The sequence below is a fragment of the Marinomonas posidonica genome, assembly GCF_043643765.1.
GTDB lineage: Bacteria > Pseudomonadota > Gammaproteobacteria > Pseudomonadales > Marinomonadaceae > Marinomonas > Marinomonas posidonica_A.
Genome location: NZ_JBHZSP010000005.1, coordinates 66,254 through 90,502 on the forward strand (window position 1 = coordinate 66,254; position 24,249 = coordinate 90,502).

Consider the following 24,249-nt stretch of genomic DNA (forward strand, 5'->3'; position numbering starts at 1 on the left):
TTAATTTAGGTTGGTTATATTATGATTTCTTTTTTGGATTTAAAAGCAATAAATACTCAGTATCGTGATGAGTTGGCTCAAGCCTGTGCTAGGGTTATAGATTCTGGTTGGTATATTCAAGGCATGGAAGTAAAGTTATTTGAACAAGAGTTCGCTGCTTACTGTGGTACTAGGTATTGTATCGGTGTAGCTAATGGGTTGGATGCCCTCACGCTAACGTTACGTGCTTGGAAAGAGTTGGGGAAACTGAAAGATGGTGATGAAGTAATTGTACCTGCAAATACATATATTGCGACTATTCTTGCCGTTACTGAGAATCGTTTAGTGCCTGTACTGGTTGAGCCAGATGTATTGACTTATAATATTTGTCCTATTAATGCAGAGGCCGCTATAACAAAAAGGACGCGTGTAATTTTACCTGTGCATTTATATGGTCAAATGGCAGATATGCCAGCTATTATGGATATTGCTAAGCGCCACAAACTATTAGTATTAGAGGACTCAGCACAAGCGCATGGTGCTAGTATTAATGAAATAAAGGCTGGTAATTGGGGGCAAGCCAGTGGTTTTAGTTTTTATCCCGGTAAAAACCTCGGTGCATTAGGTGATGCTGGAGCTGTGACGACCAATGACGAGGAACTTGCACAGACGATACGAGCACTAGGTAACTATGGCAGCTATAAAAAATATGAGAATCTTTACCAAGGAGTAAATAGCCGGTTAGATGAAATGCAGGCCGCTATGCTGAGGGTAAAGCTTCGCCACTTAGACAGAGAAACTCAACGTCGTCGTGAAGTCGCCATTGCCTATGCGGATAGTCTCATCAATCATGCCATAAAATTACCAATAAGCCCAGGTGCAACCTTAGAAAGCCAAGCTAGTCATGCATTTCATCTGTTTGTTATACAAACAGTAAACCGTGACAGGTTGCAGACCTATCTCGTCGATGCAAATATTCAAACGCTTATACATTACCCAATACCGCCTCACAAACAAAATGCCTATAAAGAATGGAGAAGTCGCGTTTATCCTATAACAGAAAAGATTCACCAAGAAATACTTAGCTTGCCGATTAGTTCATTGGTTGAAGATGAGCAAATCAAAAAAACTATTGAGATAATTAATGCTTTTGAGGGTTAAATGGATAAAGTTACTGTGATAATACCTTCATATAATCATGCTGATTATATCGATGAAGCGATAGAAAGCTGTTTAAATCAAAGCTATGAAGGCATCGTAGATATAATAGTTGTTGATGATTTCTCAACCGATTCAACAAGGAAAGTCTTGGAGAAATATACGAATTATAATATGGATAATAGGTCGATAAAAATCCTATATAAAAGCGTTAATAAAGGAATAAATGATTCTATAGAGCTAGGTGTAAAATGCTCTGAAGGTAGTTATGTGCAAATTTTGGCTTCTGATGATGTTATTTGTAGGGATAAGATTAAGAGGCAAATTGAGTTTCTTGAAGAGAACTCTAATTTTGATTGCGTGTATTCTAGGGGGTACATATATGATGGCAATAAAAAAACCGAGTACTTTCTTGAAGATTTTAAAAAATACTATGCGCTTGGAAAAGGGCTGGAGTTTGTTAGTAAACAAGATTGGGGCGCTCCATTAGCTCAATCTGGGTTGTTTAGTATTGAGCTACTAAAAGATCTTATTAGAATCAGGAATGACTTTAAAAGTGACGATTGGGCAATGCTTATAGTTGCTCTAAAGTATTATAGTGTTGGGTATTATGATATACCATGCTTTTTATATAGAAATCATGATGATAATACATATAAAAAATATTGGAGGACATTTCCGATGAGAGTTGATGTTGCTTCTCGTCTTGTAGATGAAAAATATAGAGAGAAAGCTATATCAAATATAATGATTTCTCAATCAGAGTACCTTTGGCGTGATGGTGAAAGGTTAAAGTCAATGAAGTTCTTTCTAGCTTCAAATTTTATTTCTCTTAATTTTAATTCTTTTTTTATATTAGCAAAATTGGTTCTATCAATAAAGTTCTTTAGATGTTTTAAGATTTTAAGGAAGTGAAGAAAATGTTAATGATTTTTAAGCAAATCTTTTCTGTGCTTCTACCTTCCGAGCGCAAGCAGTTTTATATTCTTCAATTATTAGTGGTTTTTATGGCTTTTACGGAGCTATTAGGTATTGCATCAATTGCCCCATTTATGGCGTTAGTCGGTGATATCAGCCTGCTAGATAAGCCAGGTTTTGTTTCTAACTTATACCTGTGGTCAGGGTTAAAAGACCCAATGGATTTCCTTTTTTTTACGGGTTTAAGTGTATTATTACTATTGGCATTTTCTACGATAATTTCAATGTTAACTATTTGGAAGCTTTCTTTGTATGGTGCAAGAGTTGGAATTGAAATCGCAGACCGTCTTTATGAGTATTATATGCGGCAAGAATGGTTATTTCACTCTATTGGCAGTAGTGCATCATTAACGAAAAAAGTATCAACGGAAGCTGTTCGTGTTTCTGATAGTATCATTCAACCTTTGATGCTTATTAACTCAAAACTTGTGTTGGCAATATTTATATCTGTTAGCATTTTTATTTATGATCCAATCGTGGCTATTGGAGGGTTGTTATTGTTTTCATTATCATATTTCCTTTTGTACAGATTAGTACGAAGGAAATTGGATGATAATGGAAAGGAAATGTCTGATGTGTATACAGAGCGGTTCCGATTAATGAATGAAGGTTTTGGTGGTATAAGAGATGTTATTTTATTAAATAGAAATGAAAGTTTTATATTACGATTTAAAAAAAGTGGCAGAGCTTTAGCTTGTGCAAGAGGTGAAAATTTTGCCATAAGTCAAGTGCCTCGTTATTTTATGGAGTTAATTGCTTTTGGTGCAATGATAATTTTAGTTTTATTTTTGATAAAACTACATCAAGGGGAGCTCGGGGCTGTACTACCTATATTGGGGGTGTATGCGTTGGCATCCTTCAAACTGTTGCCAGCGTTGCAGCAGGTCTATAGTGGTATGGCGCAAATTAAAGGCAACTTAGCTGCTTTTGAAGCAATCAAAGATGATTTATATCAATCCTTAACTAATACAGAATCTAATATTAAACCTATTGAGGATTGTATTTCCTTAAAAAAGAAGATAGTTCTTAAAGATATTTGTTTTCAATATCCAGGTAAAGATAAGCTTGCTTTAGATAAGGTGAATATTGTGGTGCCTGCTAATAATATTATTGGCATAGTTGGCTCATCTGGTTCAGGAAAGTCTACCACGATAGATTTATTGCTAGGACTGTTATCGCCTATGTCTGGTAAATTGTATATTGATGAGGTTGAACTGACATTAAACAATAAACGAAATTGGCAGGATAAAGTGGGGTTTGTTCCACAAAGTATATATTTAAGCGAAGGTACTATTGCCGAGAATGTCGCTTTTGGGGTGCCCTTTTCCAAGATTGACTTAAGTCAAGTTAAAAAAGCACTTTCGCTAGCTCATTTAACTGAATTGGTTGATCAGCTTCCGAGAGGCGTTAATACGCAAGTTGGAGAGCGCGGAGTCCAATTGTCAGGTGGGCAGCGTCAGCGCATAGGTATTGCTAGGGCATTATACCATGAAGCTAATGTTTTAGTATTTGATGAAGCTACTAGCGCCCTAGATGGCATTACTGAGAAAATCATTATGGAGGCCATCCATGATTTTTGTGGTCAAAAAACGATAGTAATGATTGCGCATAGATTAAAAACAATCAAAAAATGTAACATTATCTACATGATGGAAGATGGTAAAGTTGTTGATAAAGGTACTTATGAGGAGCTGTTGAGTTGTAATGCAAAGTTTAAAGAAATGGCTGAACACGCTTGAGTTAATAGTATGAAAATGATGTTGAGAAATTAAAATGAAACAAGGTGTGCCGTTAGTTAGTGTAGCAATTATTAGCTATAATCAAAAAAATTATTTGCGGGAATGTATTGAGTCTTGCTTAGCCCAAGATTATTCGAATTTTGAAATTGTAATCGCTGATGACAGCTCCACTGATGGAACGCAGAACATGTTGTGTGAATACAAAGCTAGGTATCCAAATAAGTTTGTTTTAAGGCTTGCGGAGAAAAATCAAGGGATAACACTAAATTCAAATGAAGCACATTTTGCTTGCTCTGGTAAATATATAGCGTGGATGGGCGGAGATGATATCATGCTTCCAGGCAAGTTAACCAAGCAGGTCGAGTACATGGAAAATAACCCAGACTGTGCTATTTGTTATCATAACTTGGATGTGTTTAATTCTGAAACAGGAAAGACGCTTTACTTCTTTAATGATAAATTTAAATTGAGTGGAGATATAAAAACAGCTATAAGGTATGGCTCTTTTAATGGTGCTTGTTCAAACCTAGTGCGAGCATGTAAAGCTCCTAAACATGGTTTTGATAAGTCTTTGGTTGTTGCGTCGGATTGGCTTTATTGGGTGGAAACTCTTGCGTCTGGAGGGACAATTAATTATTTAGACGAAGTGCTGGGAAGGTATCGTCGACATAAAAACAATATTACTAATAAATCAGATTGTATTACACAGGGCGACATTGATCATTTGAATAGTTGTAATATAATTTTTTTTAAGTATCCCGAGTATTACGATTGCACGAGATTAATATTATCTGAAAGAATGTGGCATTTACGAAAAAAAGATAAGTCCTATAACACAGTTTTTATGGCTATGAGGTTGGATGTAAAACTAAAATATATCATCTCTGCTTTAGTTTTCTATTTTTCCTTTTCTAAAATCAAAATTTAATTATTTATTATGTGGGTTTTTGATGAAGAAAATATTGATACTAACGAGTAGTTTGAATATGGGAGGAGCTGAGAGGGTTGCTGTATATCTAGCTAACTCTTGGTCGGAACTAGGATATGAAGTTACATTGATGCCAACATTTTCAGGTGGTGGGAGTGGGAGTTTTTATAATGTAAGTGATATGGTTGATTTAGTTTATCTTAATGAATTAATTGATCAAAAAAGTAATTACTTTAAAAGAGTTTTTGCTTTAAGAAGTTTTTTGGTTAGGGGGGAGTTTGATTTTGTAGTCTCTTTTCTTACTAATGTTAATATTATAGCTTTAATTTCTTCGTTTTTTCTTAAAAAGCCAGTTTTGATATGCGAAAGATCTGATCCATATGTTGATAAATTACCATTCTTTTTTAGGCTGCTTCGTTTTTTTCTTTACCCGTTTTCTTCGAAAGTTTTGATTCAAACAAATGAGCTTTTCAAAAAAATAGAATCTGATAGGTTTTGCTTTTATAAAAGAAAGCTTGGGGTTGTTGGAAATCCGATATCATCAAAGATAGAGAAAAATTCATTTTACGAATGTTGTTCCTCTGAAAAAAAAATCATTTCAATGGGTAGATTGGATAAAGATAAGCAGATTGATCATATTATTGAGGCTTTTCATAAAGTAGATAGAAAAGGTTGGATTTTAGAAATTTATGGTGATGGACCGCAGAAAGGATATTTGCAAAGTTTAATTGATAAATATTATTTGAATGACTGTGTTTTTCTGAATGGTGCAGTAATTGATGTTGATTCTGTATATAAAGGAGCTAGAATATTTTGTATGGCTTCATTGTACGAAGGTTTTCCCAACTCATTACTAGAAGCGATGAGTTTAGGGTGTGCAGTAATAAGTTATAAAACACCGTCCGGTCCATCTGAGATGCTTGATTATGGTTTATCTGGTGTATTAGTTGAAATGAATGATATAGATGGATTGTCTAATGCGCTTCAGAATTTTATTGATAACCCAAATGAAATAGAAAATTATAGTAGAAAATCTTATTTATCTGTCATCAATAAATACTCTTCCAGTGCTGTGCTTTTCAAATGGGATGCCATTTTTGATGAACTAAATATTAAGAAAAAAATATGATTCATATTATTACTAGTTTAGATACAGGTGGTGCTGAAAAGACGTTGTATCGATTATTAAAAAAAACAAATAAGAATGCAGTAGTTATTTCTTTGAAGTCTTCTGGTAAGGTTGGTTTGGAATTACAAAATATTGGAGTAGAAGTTATATCTTTAGGTTTAAATTTCTATAATTTCCCTTTTGTTTTCTACAAATTATGTCTTTTATTAATTAAATATAAACCTAGTTTTGTTCAGACTTGGCTTTATCATGCTGATTTGATAGGAGGAATGGCGGCGAAGTTAGTTGGTGTGAATTTTGTCGTTTGGGGTATTCGTACAACAGAGTTAAGAAAAGGCTCATATCTTACAGCTGCTGTTCGTCAGGTATCTGCTTGGCTGTCTTATTGGATTCCTACTAAAATTGTTGTTGTTGCTGAAAAAGCAAAGGAAAAACACATTAAAATTGGATATGATGCTTCTAAAATGGAAGTCATACCTAATGGTTTTGACCTAGGCGGACATTACGTTTCGCCTAGCGATGTTCATGCATTAAAGCAAGAAATTGGTTTAACACAAAGTGCGCTTGTTATTGGCTGTGTTGGTCGCTTTTCTCAAGATAAAGGACAGGATACTTTTATAGGCGCTGCTGGATTAATTTTAAAACAGTTTCCAGAAATAAAATTTTTAATGGTTGGCCGTGGCTTGGAGGCGTCTAATTTGCAAATTACTGAGTGGATTACTCAAACATCTCACCCTGAAAATTTTATCTTAGCAGGTGAACGTTCCGATGTGATGGTGTGTTTAAAAATAATGGATGTTTTTTGTTTGCCTTCACGCAGTGAAGGGTTTCCCAATGTATTGGGAGAAGCTATGTTAGCAGGTGTTCCTTGTGTCTCCACTGATGCAGGTGATGCTGCTATTTTAGGTGGGGAATATGTACCTATTGCTGAAGTTGATAATTCTATGGATTTAGCTAATAAACTTATTGGTATATTGGAAAAAAGCGCAGATGAACGAAATGAACTCGGATGGTCGCTTCATCAGCGTATAGTTGATAAGTACTCTGTTGAACAAATGGTGTCACGATATAAAGATATTTATAAAGAAATAGAAGGCGAGATAAAATAATGTGTGGAATAGTAGGTTTTTTAGGGAAGTACACTTCGCCTGATATTGATTTATCTAATATGGTTAATGCAATTCGGCATCGTGGGCCTGATGATCAAGGCATTTGGTTTGATCAAAGTGCGGGTATCGGTTTAGCGCATGCAAGATTATCTATCGTGGATTTAAGCCCAGCAGGGCATCAGCCTATGGAATCATCGTCAGAGCGCTATGTATTAGTATTTAATGGTGAAATTTATAATCATCATTTGTTGCGTGCTGAACTAGAGACGTGCGGTTTCAATTTTTGGCGCGGTCATTCGGATACAGAAACATTATTGGCAGCGATTGAGCTATGGGGATTAGAAGCCACCTTAAAGAAGAGCAAAGGTATGTTTGCCATTGCTTTGTGGGATAAGCAAAGTGGCACGTTATCACTCGCACGTGATCGAATGGGGGAAAAACCACTTTATTATGGTTGGGTTAATGGTAATTTTGTGTTTTCTTCAGAATTAAAAGCCCTTAAAACATTGCCAAAATTCAATAACTCGATTTCCCATGATGCGCTAGCATTATATCTTCGTTATAACGCTATTCCAGCGCCTTATTCTATTTATGAAAACCTTTATAAATTAGAGCCTGGAAGTATTGCTAGCGTTCAATTAGGTGATGACTCGGTAAAGAAATCTATTTATTGGTCAACAGTTGAAGTGCAAAGAAGCGGAATGAAGAGCCCTTTCAGCGGCACAGAAAATGATGCGGTAGTCCGATTAGAAAAAACTTTAAAAAGCGCGGTTGCTTTGCAAATGAGTGCCGATGTTCCACTTGGTGCTTTTTTGTCTGGCGGAGTTGACTCAAGCGCTATTGTGGCGCTGATGCAAGCACAATCAATGAAAAAAATAAAAACCTTTTCTATTGGCTTTGACGACAAAGCCTATAACGAAGCTGAGCATGCACGTGCTGTTGCCCAGCATTTGGGCACTGAGCATTACGACATGTATGTATCAGGTCAAGATGCTTTAGATGTTATTCCTAAACTTCCATACATTTATGACGAACCATTTGCTGATTCCTCTCAAATTCCAACATATTTGGTTTCTCAAATTGCTAAGAAAAAAGTCACAGTAAGCCTATCTGGCGATGCAGGAGATGAGTTATTTGGTGGTTATAACCGTTACACTATGACGAACAATATTTGGAAATATTTATCGCCGATCCCAGTGCCGTTACGTAAGTTAGTTAGCAGTGGAATTCAATCTGTTTCTCCCGAGCATTGGTCTAAATTACTTAATATTATAAATCCCTCTAATAAACCACAGATAAAAATAGGCGATAAGCTTCATAAAGGTGCTAGAGTGTTGTCTAGCAAAAATGTTGATGAATTATATGACAGATTAATATCAGGTATTGATGAACCTGAAGAATGGTTAAAAAATAAAAAAAAGGTGATACTAGATAAAGTGGACCTTAGTTTTTTAAAAACTATAGAAAGTATGATGGCACGAGATATGGTTGGGTATTTACCAACAGATATTTTAACTAAAGTGGATCGTGCTGCAATGGCTGTGTCTTTGGAAACTCGTGTACCTTTCCTTGACCCATCCGTTATTGAACTTGCAGCATCCTTTCCACTAGAATATAAAATTCGTGATGGTGTAGGAAAATGGGTCCTACGAGAAGTTTTGTACAAACATGTACCTGAGGAGCTTATTGAGCGTCCTAAAATGGGCTTCGGTGTACCTTTAGCTGAATGGTTGCGAGGTCCATTAAAAGACTGGGCTGAAAATTTATTAGATAAAAATCGACTACATGATCAGGGCTTTTTTGATGTTTCCGTTGTGCATCGAAAATGGCAAGAACATGTCTCTGGTAAAAGAAACTGGCAAACCCAACTGTGGGCCGTATTAATTTTTCAGGCTTGGTTGGATTCTGAAAATTGATATTCTGCTTTGTGTTTCATGCTATAGAATATTTAAAATCTATAAATGCCTAGAGTAAAAGTTTATGTTTGATTTTTTTTTGGATCTTCCAAATCTTATTGGTGTTTTGATTTTTATTTTATTTTTTTATTTGTTAAAGTCAATACCTGGTTGGGTTGCCCTTTTACTATCATTAAGTGCTTTTTTTCCCTATTTTTTAAATGATTTTTTATTTCCTGCTTCATATATGCCTGATCAGTTTAAATATTACGAAGTGGTTAAGAGTTTACGAAGCTTTAACTTGGATTATGCGAATAGGTCAAATACAATCGAAGTCTCTGGGTGGATTCTTTCTTTTGTTCCATTGCCTTTTGTTGAGACAATAAAAAGCTTAGGTTTTTTTAATAGATTTATATTTACGTCTTTAGTTCTATGGCTTTACGTGAGTAAAAAAATGAGGGGTTTTCCAATCGTTTTCTTACTGATATACCCAAGCTTAATTCTTTATACATCTTTAAGTTTGCGTGAGACTATAATAACTTTTTTTATGATAGTTTCCATGATTTATTTGATTGATGGTAAGTTTTTTAGATTTTTTTTATTTTCCATTCCACTTTTTTTTCTAAAGTTTCAGAATTTTTTTTTGTTGTTGGTTTTTCTTTTTATTTTTCTTTTGAGGAAAGAAGGAACTTTTTTTTACAGGTTTAGATTTTTTTTGTGTTTGCTGGTTTTGTTTCTTTTTGCTCCTTTTGTTAATCAAATTATTGAGGTAGTTGACTATTATAGGTATGCAATGTTTGTTGAGGACGGAAATGATGTGGGGGCTTATGTTAATATATCTGGTTTGCTGGAGTTTTTTATTTTAGGCCTAAAATCTGCTCCTTACTTTATTTTTAAGCCCTTGCCTTGGGAAGTTAATGGGGGGTTCCAAGTTATACAGAGTTTTGAAAATATTGTTGTTGTTGTTGTTTTGTTGTTTGTCTTTTATTTTTCCTTTAAGAAGGATAGATACATTACAGTTACTTGGCTTTTATATTTTTTATTTTCAATGACAATATATGGTCTTGTAGTCTTCAACTTTGGTACTGCAGCCAGATATAGGTTCACGTTCTTCGTTTTTGTAGTCGTTGGTCTTTCATATGAATTATTTAAAAAATATGGAGCTAAAGTAAATTTAAGTGTTGGAAAAGAAAACTCATAAATTATCAGTTTTTACTGATCCCCTGGGTTTTTAATTAATGAATTTAAAAAGATAAGGTATAAAAAACTGTGGATATAGATGACAAAAAAATTGCCGTCATTGGCTTGGGCTACGTTGGCCTTCCGCTGGCTGTAGAATTCGGTAAGAAATATTCAGTAGTTGGCTTCGATATTAATTCAGCTCGTTTGGCTGAGTTAACGAATAGTCACGATAGTACATTAGAAGTTGATGATGCTGAGTTGGCGTCGGCCGAATACTTAACTTACAGTAATTCGTTAGACGATTTAAAAACCTGTAATATATTTATTGTTACCGTACCAACACCAATTAATGAGCATAAGCAGCCAGATCTTACACCGCTAATTAAAGCCAGTGAAACCATTGGCAAAGTACTCAAACAGGGGGACATCGTGATATACGAATCTACAGTCTACCCTGGCGCGACCGAAGAAGATTGTGTACCGGTTTTAGAACGTGTTTCTGGGCTAATTTTTAACAAAGATTTTTTTTGTGGTTATAGCCCTGAGCGTATTAATCCGGGTGATAAAGAACATCGAGTGACCACGATTCTTAAAGTGACTTCTGGTTCAACACCGGAAATCGCTGACAAAGTTGATCAGCTCTATCGCTCGATTATTACCGCAGGCACTTACAAAGCCAGTTCAATTAAAGTGGCGGAAGCGGCTAAGGTTATTGAGAATACACAACGTGATGTGAATATTGGGCTTATTAATGAGCTAGCGTTGATTTTTAATAAGCTAGGTATTGATACAGAAGAGGTTTTAAAAGCCGCTGGTACCAAGTGGAACTTCTTACCATTCCGACCAGGCTTAGTGGGTGGGCATTGCATTGGTGTTGATCCATACTACTTGACTCATAAAGCGCAGTCTGTCGGTTATCATCCAGAAATCATTTTAGCGGGTCGCCGTTTGAATGATGGTATGGGGGCTTACGTAGTTAGCCAGCTCGTTAAGTCAATGTTAAAAAAACGCATACACGTTGAAGGATCGCGTGTATTGGTATTAGGCTTAACGTTTAAAGAAAACTGTCCAGATCTTCGTAACACCAAAGTTGTCGATATTATTGCTGAACTGCAAGAGTATGGTATGCAAGTAGACAGCTATGATCCTTGGATTAACGCAAAAGAAGCAGAGCATGAATACGGTATTACGCCTGTGGCTGAATTAGTTGAAGGGCAATACGATGGCGTTATTCTTGCCGTTGCTCATAATGAGTTTGTTGATATGGGGGCAAAAAACATTCGTGCTTTGGGCAAACCCGAACACGTACTGTATGATCTTAAGTACGTTTTACCACGAGAAGCCGCTGATTTGCGTTTGTGATTAGATTAGATACCCATAGGAATAACATGATTGCATACAACCATGTATTGAACACACTTAAAAGCCAGCCTAAAACATGGCTGGTTACCGGTGTTGCTGGTTTTATTGGCTCCAATCTGCTGGAGCATTTGTTGAAACTTAACCAGCGAGTTATTGGCCTTGATAGCTTCGCCACTGGTCATCAGTATAATTTGGATGAAGTGCAAGGACTCGTCAGTGCCGAGCAGTGGGCGGGTTTTACCTTTATCGAAGGTGATATTCGTAACCTAGAAGATTGCCAAAAAGCGTGTGATGGTGTGGACTATGTGCTGCACCAAGCGGCACTTGGATCTGTGCCTCGTTCAATAAACGACCCTATCACCACTAATGCAACGAATATTAGCGGTTTTTTAAACATGTTGGTAGCAGCGCGTGATGCAGAAGTGAAAAGCTTTACTTACGCGGCAAGTAGTTCTACTTATGGCGATCACCCTGCATTACCTAAGGTAGAAGAGAACATTGGCAAGCCTCTGTCGCCTTATGCAGTGACGAAATATGTGAACGAGCTTTATGCTGATGTGTTTGCCAAAACCTATGGTTTTAAAACGATAGGCTTGCGTTACTTTAACGTGTTTGGACAGCGACAAGACCCTAATGGTGCCTATGCGGCGGTGATTCCAAAATGGACAGCGTCTATGATAGAAGGTCATGACGTTTTTATTAACGGAGATGGTGAGACAAGTCGTGATTTTTGCTTCATTGAAAATACTGTACAAATGAATATTCTTGCGGCTACTGCTCCAGAAGGTGTTAAAAACGAAGTGTATAATGTTGCCGTTGGTGATCGCACGACCCTAAATGATTTATTTCATGCCCTTCAAATTGCGCTAGCTGAAAACGGTAAGGTTTATGACATGCCTGCGGTATACCGTGACTTTCGCGCCGGCGATGTGCGCCATTCTCAAGCAGATATCAGTAAAGCTGTAAGTAAATTAGGCTACGCACCTGAATACCGTATTATGGATGGAATAGCCAAGGCAATGCCTTGGTATATTAAAAATGTAGGCTGATGGATTTTGACTAACGAAACACAACGTATCCTTTTTGTGGTAAATGCGGCCGAGTTTTTTTTATCTCATAGATTACCGATTGCTATAGCTGCGCAAAAAGCGGGCTTTGATATTCATGTGGCTACTGCTGAGGGGCCGGAAGTTCAATCTATCCAGTCCTTTGGTTTTTCTCATCATGTAGTGCCCTTTGCTAGAAGTGGCCAGAAACCGCTTAATGAGTTAAAAACGCTAATTAGCTTGATTAAATTATTTAAGACTTTAAAGCCATCACTGGTTCACCTCATTACTATTAAACCAGTGCTTTATGGTGGTATCGCGGCACGTATGACAGGAATTAAAGCCGTCGTAAGTGCAGTGTCTGGTTTAGGAACGGTTTTTATAGCTGAAACCTTCATGGCTCGTTTACGTCGCTGGTTGGTGATTGTGATGTACCGCTTTGCCTTTAACCAGAAGCGCTTGTCGGTTATTTTTCAAAACCCAGATGATCGTGATGATTTGTTGTCTTTAAAAACATTAAAGGCATATCAGGTAAGAATGATCCGAGGGTCTGGTGTTGATCTTTTGGTTTATCCTTTTGTACCTGAGCCAGAAGGGATTCCAATTGTTGTTATGGCGGCGCGCTTGCTTAAGGATAAAGGCGTTATTGAGTTTATTGAAGCGGCTAAAATATTGAATGATCGGAATGTTTTGGTTGATATGAGGTTGATTGGTTCGCCCGATATAGGCAACCCTACCAGTGTTACTCAGGCTGAGTTAGATCAATGGGCTGCAGAGGGGGATGTTAAGTTGGTAGGTTATCAAAAAGATATTGCGAAATATTATAGTGAAGCCAACATAATCTGTTTGCCCTCCTATCGTGAGGGGTTGCCAAAGAGTTTGGTCGAAGCGGCAGCTTGTGGACGTCCTGTTGTCACTACCGATGTTCCAGGATGTAGAGATGCCATAACACCTGAAAAAACAGGCCTTCTTGTTCCTGTAAAAAATTCCATTGCCCTTGCCGATGCAATTGAGATTTTGGCACAGGATACTGAATTGCGAAAAACAATGGGCAAAGAGGGTAGAGCCCTGGCAGAAGATGTCTTTGCAATTGAAAAAATTGTTGATCAACATATGGTGATATACAGAGATCTTTTGGAAAGATGAAAATGCAATCAAATATTTTGCTTACTGGCGCTACCGGTTTTGTAGGAAAGCAACTTTATTCTGTCCTTATAAAATCTCATCAAGTTTTGTCTGTTGTGCGAGATAAGCGCTCAGCAGATTTTGGTGAATGTGTTGAAATTTCTGAGATTGATAAAAAAACGCAATGGGGTGATGCATTTACCGGTGTGAGTTGCATTATTCACCTCGCCGCTCGCGTCCACATCATGAACGACTCATCTTCAGATCCTCTAGCTGAGTTTCGTGCCGTCAATACAGATGGTACGTTAAACCTAGCTCGCCAAGCAGCAGAGGCGGGTGTAAAGCGCTTTATCTTCTTGAGTTCGATCAAGGTAAATGGTGAATCTACTTCGGATCGTAAACCCTTTACGGCTTTTGATGTGCGTAGGCCAGAAGACCCTTATGGTATGTCTAAGTCCGAAGCTGAAGAACAATTATTGGCGTTAGGCAAAGAAACGGGCATGGAGATTGTGATTATCCGCCCGCCTTTAGTTTACGGTGAAGGAGTTAAAGCTAATTTTGCCTCTTTGATGAAACTGGTTGGAAAGGGTTTTCCCTTGCCGTTTCGGGCGATTACTCAGAATAAGCGTAGTTTGGTTTCTGTGTATAATTTGGTGGATTTGATTAAGGTGTGTATCGATCATCCCAATGCGGCGAACCAAGTGTTTTTAGTGTCCGATGACGATGATATGTCGACCGCTCGTATGGTTGATTTTATGGCTAAAGCTCAAGGTAAAGCGAATTTATCGTTCCCTGTGCCTGTGTGGTGTTTCAAACTGGCTGGTAAGCTTTTTAAGAAAGAGGCCATAGTGGATCGCTTGGTTGGGTCTTTGCAGCTCGACATTGAGCATACTAAAAAAACACTTGATTGGGTTCCTCCTTATTCGGTTGAACACGGCTTTAAATTGGCGGCTAAAAAAGCGCTTAAATAATTGGATGTTAGAATGTTTCGTTTATTAGATTTTGTATTTGCCTTGTTAGGCCTAGTATGTGGCTTTCCAGTGTTGTTGGTTATTTATATCGTCGGTTTATTTGATACTGGTTCGCCTATTTTTCGTCAAGAGCGTGTCGGTCGTAACAAAAAGCCGTTTGTGCTGGTGAAATTTCGCACTATGTCGGTGGATACGGCATCGGTGGCGAGTCATTTGGCCTCGACTAGTTCTATTACCCCTTTGGGTGGTTTTTTACGTAAAACCAAATTGGATGAGTTGCCGCAGCTGTGGAATGTGTTGAAAGGTGAGATGAGCTTGGTTGGTCCGCGACCTGGGTTGTTTAATCAAACAGAATTGACTCAAGCGCGCGATGCCAAGGGGGTATTTTCTGTGCGCCCGGGGATTACGGGATTGGCGCAGATTTCAGATATTGATATGTCGACACCGGAGTTGTTGGCGGAGACTGATGCGAAGATGATTCGCGATATGTCTTTGAAAAACTATTTTGTTTATATCATTAAGACGGTAACTGGCAGTGGGTCTGGTGATCGGGTTAAGGGTTAGTTTTTGCGCATTTTCTGTGAAATTGGCGTAGAATGTTTTAGTTAAGATCATGACCCCTCCCTAGCCCTCCCCTTGAAAGACAAAAGGGGAGGGTATAAAACAGTTTTTTTGCCCCTTGGAAGACATAAGGGGAGGGGATAAAACAGTTCGTTTTCCCCTTGGGCGTGTTGAGGAGGGGGAGAGTAAGAGCGGAACCCTCAACCTCCATCTTTGTAGGGGTGGGAATAAGAGCAGAACCCCTCCAGACATAAGGGGAGGGAATAAAAACAATTCGTCTCCCTCTTGGAAGACATTAGGAGAGGGAATAAAAATAGTTCATCTTCTCCTAAAGTGTGAGGGGATTCGATTTGGGTTGATGCATACAGGGTGTATTGAATGGTAAAAAAATTGGATTTTCTTTGGTCTTTACCGCGTTTTTATAAACGTCTTATCAGTTTGGCGGTCGATTCTGTTTTTGTTTACCTTGCGTTTGTCTTTGCTTACTGGGCTCGTTTAGGTGAATTCAGTGCCTTTCAGGGTCACTCCGTTTGGTTGGTTTTGGCAGGCACCATAGCCGTTACCTTGTTTGTAAATGTGAAGCTTGGCTTATATCGAGCCATTTTGCGTTATCTAACCTTTCATGCTTTTAGTGCGATTTTGCTGGGTGCGGCGGTGTCTGCATTCAGTATTACGTCTCTTGCATATTTTTTTGAAGCTGATATTCCACGTACTGTGCCCATTATTTATTTTCCATTTTTGGTGATGTTGTGTGGCGGTTCTCGTGTTTTGATTCGCGGTGTATTAACGCAACCACCGCAAAAAGGCTCTGAATTTGTATTGGTATTTGGGGCCGGTTCTACTGGTCGACAACTGACTTTGGCACTGCGTCAGGCATCGAGTTATCGAGTGAAGGGGTTTATCGACCGAGACCATTCTTTAGCCAATACCATTATTCAAGGTATTCCTGTCTATAATGTCGATAAAATTGAGGCATTAATTGAGAAATACTCGATTGAGAAAGTGTTGCTAGCGATACCCAAGGCCACCCGAGCCGAACGTAAGCAAGTAATTGAGTTACTGATGCCTTACCCTGTGGAAGTACTAACTGTGCCAGATTTTAATGACATAGTGACAGGTAAGGCGAAAGTGAGTGAGTTGCAGGACGTGGCTGTTGATGATTTGCTCGGTCGTGATGTAGTGGATCCTGTGGCTTCGTTAATGCAGGCTAATATCTCCGGTAAAGTGGTGATGGTGACGGGGGCAGGTGGGTCTATTGGTTCTGAGTTGTGCCGTCAGATTTTGGCACAACAGCCTCGTCGATTAATTCTATTTGATGTCTCTGAATACGCCGTTTATCAAATTGATAAAGAGCTTAATGAAATCCTTGAACAACAGTCTTATCACGTCGACATTGTGCCTTTGATTGGCTCGGTTCAACGTATTAATCGATTAGCATCAACTATGAAAGCCTTTGGTGTGCAGACGGTTTATCATGCCGCGGCATACAAGCATGTGCCTTTGGTGGAATACAATGTTGTAGAAGGGATCCGAAATAATGCTTTTGGAACCTATTATGCTGCTAAAGCCGCGATTGAAAGTGGTGTGGAATCGTTTGTCTTAATCTCTACGGATAAAGCGGTACGGCCAACGAATGTAATGGGCGCAACCAAGCGCATGGCTGAGCTGGGGCTACAAGCGTTAGCAGAGGCCGAAGCGAAAAAGGCTGCGAAGCAGCAAAAATTCACGCGTTTTTGTATGGTGCGTTTTGGTAATGTGTTGGGCTCATCTGGCTCGGTTATTCCAGTCTTTAAAAAACAGATTTCGGATAATCAACCAATTACTGTTACTCACCCTGATATTATTCGATATTTTATGACCATTCCCGAAGCGGCTCAGCTGGTGATCCAGGCCGGTGCTATGGGCAAAGGGGGGGATGTGTTTGTGTTGGATATGGGAGAGCCTGTTAAGATAGTCGATCTTGCCAAGAACCTCATTCGTTTGTCTGGTCTGGAAGTTAAGTCAGATGAAAATCCGCATGGAGACATTGAGATTCAGTTTACTGGTTTGCGCCCTGGGGAAAAACTGTTTGAAGAATTGCTTATCGGTGACAATGTGCATGCGACAGAGCATAAGCGCATTATGGCCGCCAATGAGCAGTTTTTATCACTGACGGATTTTGAAACCACCATAGCGGAATTGGATAAAGCGTGTCATAACTTTGATCATGAAAAAGTACGCGAAATCTTGATTAACGCGCCAACTGACTTTAAACCAACGGATGGTATTGGTGATTTGGTATGGAATGCGAGAAAAGCATTAGATCAGCAAGCCGAAGATTCAAAGGTTGTCCCATTGAAAGAGCGGAACCCCTCCCTAACCCTCCCCTTTAAAGACATAAGGGGAGGGGACTAATACTGCATATATACAAGCCAACCTCCTCTTCGAAGACATAAGTGAGGGAGACAGTACAAGATCATAACCCCCCCTAACCCTCCCCTTGATAAGGGGACAGAGCAAGATCTAACCCTCCCCATCAAAAACACAAGGGGGAGGGGACTACAGGCTGCACACATATAAGCCAGCTTCCTCTTCAAAAACACAGGGGGGAAATGTGCTACCAAATTCTTGTGGGTGTAGTTGTAGTGGCATGTACTAGTGGTTTAATAAGACAATACCGCTTGGTTCGTCTTTTGAATCACCTGTGTGCCATTCATGAATCTTTATTTATTGTATCTACCTCTTTCATATTGGTTGGTGATGATTTTTGATGCGGGTCTACAGGAATTCGCGTTATCCGCAAAATAAAGACATTCAGGCATTTTATCAGCAAAGGTAATGCGGACTTTACCTTTGTAACCGCCACCAAAAGCGGTGCCATAGTGATACCCTGCCAGGATTTCTTTTAGACTATTATCTTCTGGGTTGTTGGTTGTATCAATCACTTGTAGCGAGCCATCAGAGTAGCGATTCATTAGCCAGGTTCTGGCGTTTTCTTTTACTAAGGCATTCGCTAATTGTTGGGTGTGAATGTTTTGGTAGTCTAAGTCCGCTTGATAAAACAGCGCCAAATCGCTCAGTTTGGTGCCTCTGTTCAGGGTTAATGGGGGTTGTTTGGTGGTAAAACGGTACAAATTATCTTCAAATCTCTGTAATCCGGCGCTAGAGCATTGGTTGTTTTTAATCAGCTTTTGCATGTCACTGTGCAGGGTTTGTTCGTCACGAAACGCGGAAAATTTGGCGGTTACGTCGCTTGATAGCAATGCGCTGCCAATCAGTTTCAATCCCGCTTGTCGTGATTGCTCTATGCTGGCTTGGTAAAGTGTTGGATCGGCGTACATACCAGTCGGAATGTCGACCCATTTTACACAGTTTCTACTGACGACTTGCCCCCAGCCATTTTTGGTGACTCGTTCTGTATCACAAACGGCTTTGGTGATTGGCACTTTATTTTGAGGTAAGTATTGCGGACAAAGATTTGAGTAAGCTTTTAGGTAGTTTGAAAACAGCATACTGTTCAATGTGGTATTAGGCGTTAGTCTCGAGTTTGAGAAGTCGCCAAGATAAAGGCCGGTTAATTCGGTTTTGAGTGCTAGGTTGGCGCTGTTAAAGCTATTGACGTCTAAATTCGCGGAAGAGAAAACGGGTTTAAATTCCGTCACTTTTTGGTAGGTGCGTTTTTGTGCTGCTTTTAATGCCATTGCGGGGGTTGTGTTGGCGTCATCTGCGGTCACTACTTCTTGATAAAAAAGATTGAGCTCCTTGAAGGATGAGGCGTTGCGGATCATTCGTAACCTTTGTTCTTTTATTTGATTTAATAGGGTCACTCTTTGCTGTTGTGTTTGGTGTAAGTGTTGTTGGATCTCGGTTTGATCCAGTAGGTCTTTATATTGTGTTGTAAACGCTAAGTGATGTTGAATGCGCTTTTTTAGCTGTTCTGTTGGCTGATTGCCTTGTTGTTCTATCTGGCTAAGTATGGTTTGACTGGGCAGTATAATCGCTTGGTTAAAGAGCTTACTGCGTTGTGTCTGAAAAGCTTGATTGACTGCGTTTCGGTTGTCCGCAGAAACATAGGGATAAAGTGCTTTGAATTTGGATTTCTTGTCGATTAATGGCAGTTCTTTACTGACTTGTCGGGGGGATTGGATCTGTTTAGCGTATTGCAGCGCTGCTGTGACTATGTGTGTATTGATGTGCTGACTAAGCAGTATATCGAGTTGCCTCTGTGTATCACTAGTGAGTTCAAACCTCACTCTGCGTAAATGTTTAGGATGATCAAAGGTGTTTTGTTCATGCTTAATCAAGCTGTCTTTGTCTGCCAGTTTGAGTAAATCGTTAAACCGGTATTTTGTTGTCTCCAGCTTGCGAGTCATGGCGGCTATAACGTTTTCATTAAAGCGTTTTGTGTAGTTTTCTATTTCTTGTTGTTTTTCATGCTCTGCTAAAACATTTGTAACGGCTTTGGTCGTTTGGGGCAATTTTCGGCTGTAAGCACTAAATTCTTTGCTATTCAGAATGCGGTTGAACTTTGCTTCAACGAGGAAATACTGGTCATAGAGTGTATCTAGTTCGACCAGTTCTTGATTAGAATACGTCAAAAATTCATCAGTGGTATTCCAATTTTCCTCACCTTCTGTGATTTTGTCTGTGCTCCTCCATATCTGTCGCACTGCTTTTGCTTTGGTACGATAGAGTTTGAGTCTCGTTGAGTAGTTTTTCTTTATTTGAGACATTTCGTCAAAGGTTTGTGTCAGATCATGAGGGGGATTGAGCTCTGTTATTTTGGTTAATTTTTTAATGGTTAAATAATTGGCATGGCTTTTATCAAAGCTACTTTGGAGGCGACTCGATTGCCAAACGGATTGTCTTTGGTTTTCAAAATACCATTCGTTTAGTTCGTCGGTTTTTTTGGTGGCGGCGCAAGATGACAGTATTAGTGCTAGGCAAATCAAAAGTAGGTTTTTCAATGATAGCCTCATAGCGGAGCTCCTTATTCCGTATTGTGCTAGTGAGATTGAAATACTTGTTTATCATCAGCAAAGATCTGAATTTCCAATAGCTCAATAGGGATGTTTGCTATTCTGTTTCTGCCAGCAACGGATCTGTTGGTTTCGGGTTGAGCACAAGCTAATGGCTTGAAAATAAAAACGGCTTTAAGAGGCGATTCTTTACTGAGCATAAGCAAACGATAGGCATCATCATTCGACATGCTCAGGTGCTGTTTTTTATTTTCTATGAAGATAAGTTTTGTATTTTGAGGAAAGAATCTCAAAGTTTTAATAAGGTCTCGGCTCCCTCTGGAGGCTTTTCTATGGCTTTGAATTTGTGATGAGTAAAGCTTCCGAAGTGCTTCGGTATTTTTCGCTTCATTTTTTCTGACATAGCGATGGTTGTAAAATAGGTCTTTTTCCATCGGAATGGCGGTGGCTTCATGCCATCTTCGACCATTTTTCACATAAGTGATGATTTCAGCGGCTTGGTTGTTTGCATCAAAGGCTTTGATTTCAAGGCGTCTTTCATAGGCAAAGGTATTTTGTGGAGAAAACTCATCAAAGGCTTTTTCTTGTTGTTCAAAATAAAAGTCTCTAATCAGCTCGTTGGCTTTTGTGGGCGCAGCGTCTTTGGCTACTTGATAGGTATTGACCAGATCTCTTGGCGCAGTGGTTATGAACCAGTTTGTGATGAGATTAATATTTTGATCGATCTCTGGTTGGCAGGCTTGATAGCTAGATAGGAAAAGCGGCGTACTTAATGCATCTGGATATAGAGCAATGTTTTCTTCAGTGTCGATTGAAGAGCCACTTGGCACCGTCACCGTTCGACTGGATGAGCAAGCGGTAAGGAATAAAATGCTACTGACTAAGATAATGCCTTTGAAAAAATGGGGTTTCATAACATGTCCTTGTTGAGAGGTTGTATTATTACTACCGTATTGTATAAAAATATCCATGATTGTGTAAAAAATCAACAAGTCTGATGGCCTCTCTTCATTAAAATAGCGTCTCTCGGTGTATGCCTTGTTGTTTTGTTTTGATAGACTTAGCGGCTATTTTTAGACTATTCCAATGCAACGAAGAGCCTGTGTGTGAACATTATTCCTGTAATCCTTGCGGGTGGCATCGGTCATCGTCTTTGGCCGCTGTCTCGAGAGCATTTTCCTAAGCAATGCTTATCACTGATTGATCAGGAATTTAGCCTTCTGCAGCAAACCCTTCTTCGTACCGCTTCTCTTGATGTGGCTGATCCTATTGTGGTGTGTAATGAGGATTACCGATTTCTTGTCGCACAACAGTTACAATCCATCGGTGTTAAAAACTCAAGCATTGTTCTGGAACCTGAAGGTCGTAATACGGCGCCAGCCATTGCGCTAGCGGCATTGGAAGTGAAACAAGTATATGGTGCTGATGCCTTTATGTTGGTTCTGCCTGCCGATCATGTGATTCGTGATCTTGTTGCTTTTGAAACGAGCATCTTAAAAGCCGTAGAGCTTGCTAAGTCGAATACTTTAGTGACCTTCGGGGTTCAGCCAACTCGTCCAGAAACCGGTTATGGCTATATTCGTTCAGCGGACGATTACCAAGTGGCAGAGTTTGTTGAAAAGCCAGATTTAGAGAAAGCCGAAGCGTATCTTGCTTCAGGTGATTACCTTTGGAACAGCGGCATGTTCTTATTCCAAGCTGATACTTACCTAGCAGAACTCTCTTCACATCGTAAAGACATTGCTGATGCTGTCATAGCCGCCTATGAAAATCGTCATGAAGACATGGATTTTGTACGAATTGATGCTGAGCTTTTTGCCCAATGTCCTGAAGAGTCTATTGATTTTGCTGTTATGGAACCGACCAATAAAGCCAAAGTGGTGCCTTATACTGGAGATTGGAGTGACATTGGGGCTTGGGATGCTTTGTACGATTATGCCGATAAAGATGCAGACAACAATGTGCTATTGGGTGATGTGATGGCGGAAGGGACTAGCAGCTGTCTCATTCGCTCAGAGTCTCGTTTGGTCGCCGCAGTAGGCGTTAAAGATTTAGTCATTGTGGAAACCGCAGACGCGGTTTTGGTAATGGATAAAAACCAAGCACAAGATGTGAAGAAAATAGTGAAACGAATTAAACAAGAAAACCGTGAAGAGCACATGTTTCACACGACTGTGCACCGCCCTTGGGGAACCTACGAAACGGTAGATCTGGGGGGGCGTCATCAAGTAAAACGTATCATGGTTAAGCCAGGTAAGAAGCTGAGTGTGCAAATGCATCACCATCGTGCGGAGCATTGGGTTGTGGTGTCTGGCACCGCCAAAGTGCAAAACGGTGATCGTGAAATTCTGTTAACGGAAAATGAGTCAACTTACATTCCTGTTGGTGTGGTTCATGCTTTGGAAAACCCAGGGAAGATCCCATTGGAGATCATCGAAGTACAGTCTGGTAGTTATCTCGGTGAAGACGACATCGTGCGGTTTATTAAACCATGACAGTGAGCAAATAGAGTGATCAAAAAAATAAAAAATCGGCCATGTTACTGATTGCTGTTAGGATTTTCAGAAAATTAAGATGCATAGTTCGACGTAATCGTATGTTCCTTAACATCTGACTAAAAAAGACGTTAAAATACCTGAATCCATACGAAGTATTAACAGGCAAGCATGTGCTGCTTATTACTGAGGTTTAGGGTTTAGGGTTTTTGTTTTTAAAATATAAATATTTAGCAGTTTACTGTGGTGTTCTAGGGTTATTATATGATAAGGAAAATGAAGTATGAATAATACGCTTTCAACGTTAACTTGGTTGTTTTCGGGATTAATGTTTGCACTGTGTATTAGTATCCCTGATGGCTACAGGATAGGTGCTGGTGGACTTCTTCTTTTATCATTATCTCTTTTTTTCTTAAAGCCTAAGTGGAGCATGTTGAACAAGGATGATCGTTTACTATTTTGGGTATTCGTTGTATTCGTTATCAGTATATATGGAGCGGCTCTTTCTGACTGGATAAGATTTGATAGTGTCGTGAAAAAGACATTAGATCGGTTTTCATTATTTATATTCGTATTGCCGGTTATGGTGCTTTTATTGAATGTTTCTGGCAGAAAAGAATGGCTTTGGTATGGTGTGGTTATTGGCGCTATGTCAGGTTTTTCTTTAGCCTTATATGAACGGTTAGTATTAGGGCTTGGACGAGCTAGAGGTTCAGAAAATGCAATCTTATTTGGTAATATAAGCATGCTGCTGGGTTTTTTAAGTTTAACTGCTGCCGCTTATTTCTTTTATCAGAAACGCTTTTTTTGGTTAGTACTTGCCTTGAGTGGTGGCGTATGTGGTATTGGTGGATCAGTTCTATCTGGTAGTCGAGGAGGCTGGGTAGCGGCGCCATTAGTGATTTTTTTTCTATTATGGGTATTTCGAAACCTTTTAGGTAAAAAGCTCTTGTCAAAATTAATATTATTTTTGTTATTGATAATATCTATTATTGTATTGGTTCCTCAAACAGGTGTTCAGGCGCGAATAGGTCAAGCTGTTAGTAATATTACTCACTATGCGGATAATACAGCAAAAGAAACGTCTGTTGGTTTGCGTTTTGATATGTGGAAAGCGGCGGTTTATATGTTTCAACAAAATCCTATTATTGGTTTTGGTGAAAGTCAGGTGAAAAAAAATAAACAAAACTTGGCTGATATAGGTTCTGTCAGCCATAAAATAGTCCGATTTCATCATGCTCATAATGAATTTCTTGATGCGGCATCCAAGAGAGGGTTAATTGGTCTATTTTTTATATTGGTGCTTTATCTTGTACCTTTAAAGCTTTTCATGAATAAAATTCGTCAAAATGAATGTGATTGGAAGATTAAATTCTATGCAGTTGCAGGTGCTTTGGTACCTATGTCTTACATAGGTTTTGGTTTTACTAATGTCATGTTTACACAGAAAATTGGTGTGATAATGTACGCTTTTTCAATTGTTTTATTTTGGGTTGCTGTAAAAAATGCTGAGAATGAAGCGTTAAGTTAATATACCATTATTAAGGCCATAATGATTTTTTTATTTAAAGTGATAATATGGTTTTGATCGAGTGAATAAAGCTTTTGAACTTTTAATAGCCTACAGAGCTTGC

At 39.0% G+C, this 24,249-nt stretch carries 18 protein-coding genes; 16 read left to right on the plus strand and 2 right to left on the minus strand.

From position 1 onward, the window contains the following. Positions 1–21: 21 nt before the first annotated feature. The 14 genes from ACHUFM_RS07140 (at position 22) to ACHUFM_RS07205 (ending at position 17,556) form a co-directional block, all read left to right on the plus strand. Positions 22–1,140 (plus strand): DegT/DnrJ/EryC1/StrS family aminotransferase, encoded by a 1,119-nt coding sequence (locus ACHUFM_RS07140; RefSeq protein WP_394180936.1) that lies wholly within the window; start codon positions 22–24, stop codon positions 1,138–1,140. After that, complete coding sequence (locus tag ACHUFM_RS07145) at positions 1,141–2,052, plus strand: glycosyltransferase family 2 protein (protein WP_394180938.1); 912 nt, start codon at positions 1,141–1,143, stop codon at positions 2,050–2,052. A 5-nt stretch (positions 2,053–2,057) separates the two neighbouring features. After that, the gene (locus ACHUFM_RS07150; protein WP_394180940.1) at positions 2,058–3,854 is read left to right on the plus strand and encodes an ABC transporter ATP-binding protein; all 1,797 of its coding nucleotides are present in this window, start codon (positions 2,058–2,060) and stop codon (positions 3,852–3,854) included. Positions 3,855–3,888: 34 nt separating this feature from the next. Beyond that, the gene (locus ACHUFM_RS07155) at positions 3,889–4,782 is read left to right on the plus strand and encodes a glycosyltransferase family 2 protein (protein ID WP_394180942.1); all 894 of its coding nucleotides are present in this window, start codon (positions 3,889–3,891) and stop codon (positions 4,780–4,782) included. A 22-nt stretch (positions 4,783–4,804) separates the two neighbouring features. Next, on the plus strand, positions 4,805–5,911 hold the full coding sequence (locus ACHUFM_RS07160; protein WP_394180944.1) for a glycosyltransferase family 4 protein: 1,107 nt from the start codon (positions 4,805–4,807) through the stop codon (positions 5,909–5,911). After that, complete coding sequence (locus tag ACHUFM_RS07165; protein WP_394180946.1) at positions 5,908–7,020, plus strand: glycosyltransferase family 4 protein; 1,113 nt, start codon at positions 5,908–5,910, stop codon at positions 7,018–7,020. Before ACHUFM_RS07160 ends, ACHUFM_RS07165 begins: the two co-directional genes overlap by 4 nt. Continuing rightward, a complete protein-coding gene (asnB, locus tag ACHUFM_RS07170; protein WP_394180948.1) occupies positions 7,020–8,936 on the plus strand; it encodes an asparagine synthase (glutamine-hydrolyzing) in 1,917 nt (638 codons plus the stop codon). Before ACHUFM_RS07165 ends, asnB begins: the two co-directional genes overlap by 1 nt. A gap of 64 nt (positions 8,937–9,000) precedes the next feature. Further along, positions 9,001–10,116 (plus strand): hypothetical protein, encoded by a 1,116-nt coding sequence (locus ACHUFM_RS07175; RefSeq protein ID WP_394180950.1) that lies wholly within the window; start codon positions 9,001–9,003, stop codon positions 10,114–10,116. A gap of 68 nt (positions 10,117–10,184) precedes the next feature. Beyond that, positions 10,185–11,459: a Vi polysaccharide biosynthesis UDP-N-acetylglucosamine C-6 dehydrogenase TviB gene (gene tviB / locus ACHUFM_RS07180; protein ID WP_394180951.1), complete on the plus strand. Its 1,275-nt coding sequence runs from the start codon at positions 10,185–10,187 to the stop codon at positions 11,457–11,459. Positions 11,460–11,485: 26 nt separating this feature from the next. Continuing rightward, the gene (locus ACHUFM_RS07185) at positions 11,486–12,508 is read left to right on the plus strand and encodes an NAD-dependent epimerase/dehydratase family protein (protein WP_394180954.1); all 1,023 of its coding nucleotides are present in this window, start codon (positions 11,486–11,488) and stop codon (positions 12,506–12,508) included. Positions 12,509–12,514: 6 nt separating this feature from the next. Continuing rightward, positions 12,515–13,651: a glycosyltransferase family 4 protein gene (locus ACHUFM_RS07190; RefSeq protein ID WP_394180956.1), complete on the plus strand. Its 1,137-nt coding sequence runs from the start codon at positions 12,515–12,517 to the stop codon at positions 13,649–13,651. Positions 13,652–13,653: 2 nt separating this feature from the next. Then, positions 13,654–14,601, plus strand: coding sequence for a UDP-glucose 4-epimerase family protein (locus ACHUFM_RS07195; RefSeq protein WP_394180958.1), 948 nt, complete (start codon positions 13,654–13,656; stop codon positions 14,599–14,601). Between the two features lie 12 nt (positions 14,602–14,613). Continuing rightward, a complete protein-coding gene (locus ACHUFM_RS07200; RefSeq protein ID WP_394180960.1) occupies positions 14,614–15,165 on the plus strand; it encodes a sugar transferase in 552 nt (183 codons plus the stop codon). Between the two features lie 375 nt (positions 15,166–15,540). Beyond that, on the plus strand, positions 15,541–17,556 hold the full coding sequence (locus tag ACHUFM_RS07205; protein ID WP_394180962.1) for a polysaccharide biosynthesis protein: 2,016 nt from the start codon (positions 15,541–15,543) through the stop codon (positions 17,554–17,556). A gap of 308 nt (positions 17,557–17,864) precedes the next feature. On the opposite strand, the gene ACHUFM_RS07210 is transcribed toward ACHUFM_RS07205, so the two are convergent. Both ACHUFM_RS07210 and ACHUFM_RS07215 read right to left on the minus strand, forming a co-directional pair. After that, a complete protein-coding gene (locus tag ACHUFM_RS07210) occupies positions 17,865–20,120 on the minus strand; it encodes a hypothetical protein (RefSeq protein WP_394180964.1) in 2,256 nt (751 codons plus the stop codon). A 26-nt stretch (positions 20,121–20,146) separates the two neighbouring features. After that, complete coding sequence (locus tag ACHUFM_RS07215) at positions 20,147–21,034, minus strand: hypothetical protein (protein ID WP_394180966.1); 888 nt, start codon at positions 21,032–21,034, stop codon at positions 20,147–20,149. 192 nt (positions 21,035–21,226) lie between these two features. Here ACHUFM_RS07215 and ACHUFM_RS07220 point away from each other — a divergent pair, with 192 nt between their 5' ends. Further along, complete coding sequence (locus ACHUFM_RS07220) at positions 21,227–22,615, plus strand: mannose-1-phosphate guanylyltransferase/mannose-6-phosphate isomerase (protein ID WP_394180968.1); 1,389 nt, start codon at positions 21,227–21,229, stop codon at positions 22,613–22,615. Between the two features lie 283 nt (positions 22,616–22,898). Continuing rightward, a complete protein-coding gene (locus tag ACHUFM_RS07225) occupies positions 22,899–24,146 on the plus strand; it encodes an O-antigen ligase family protein (protein ID WP_394180970.1) in 1,248 nt (415 codons plus the stop codon). Positions 24,147–24,249 lie beyond the last annotated feature (103 nt).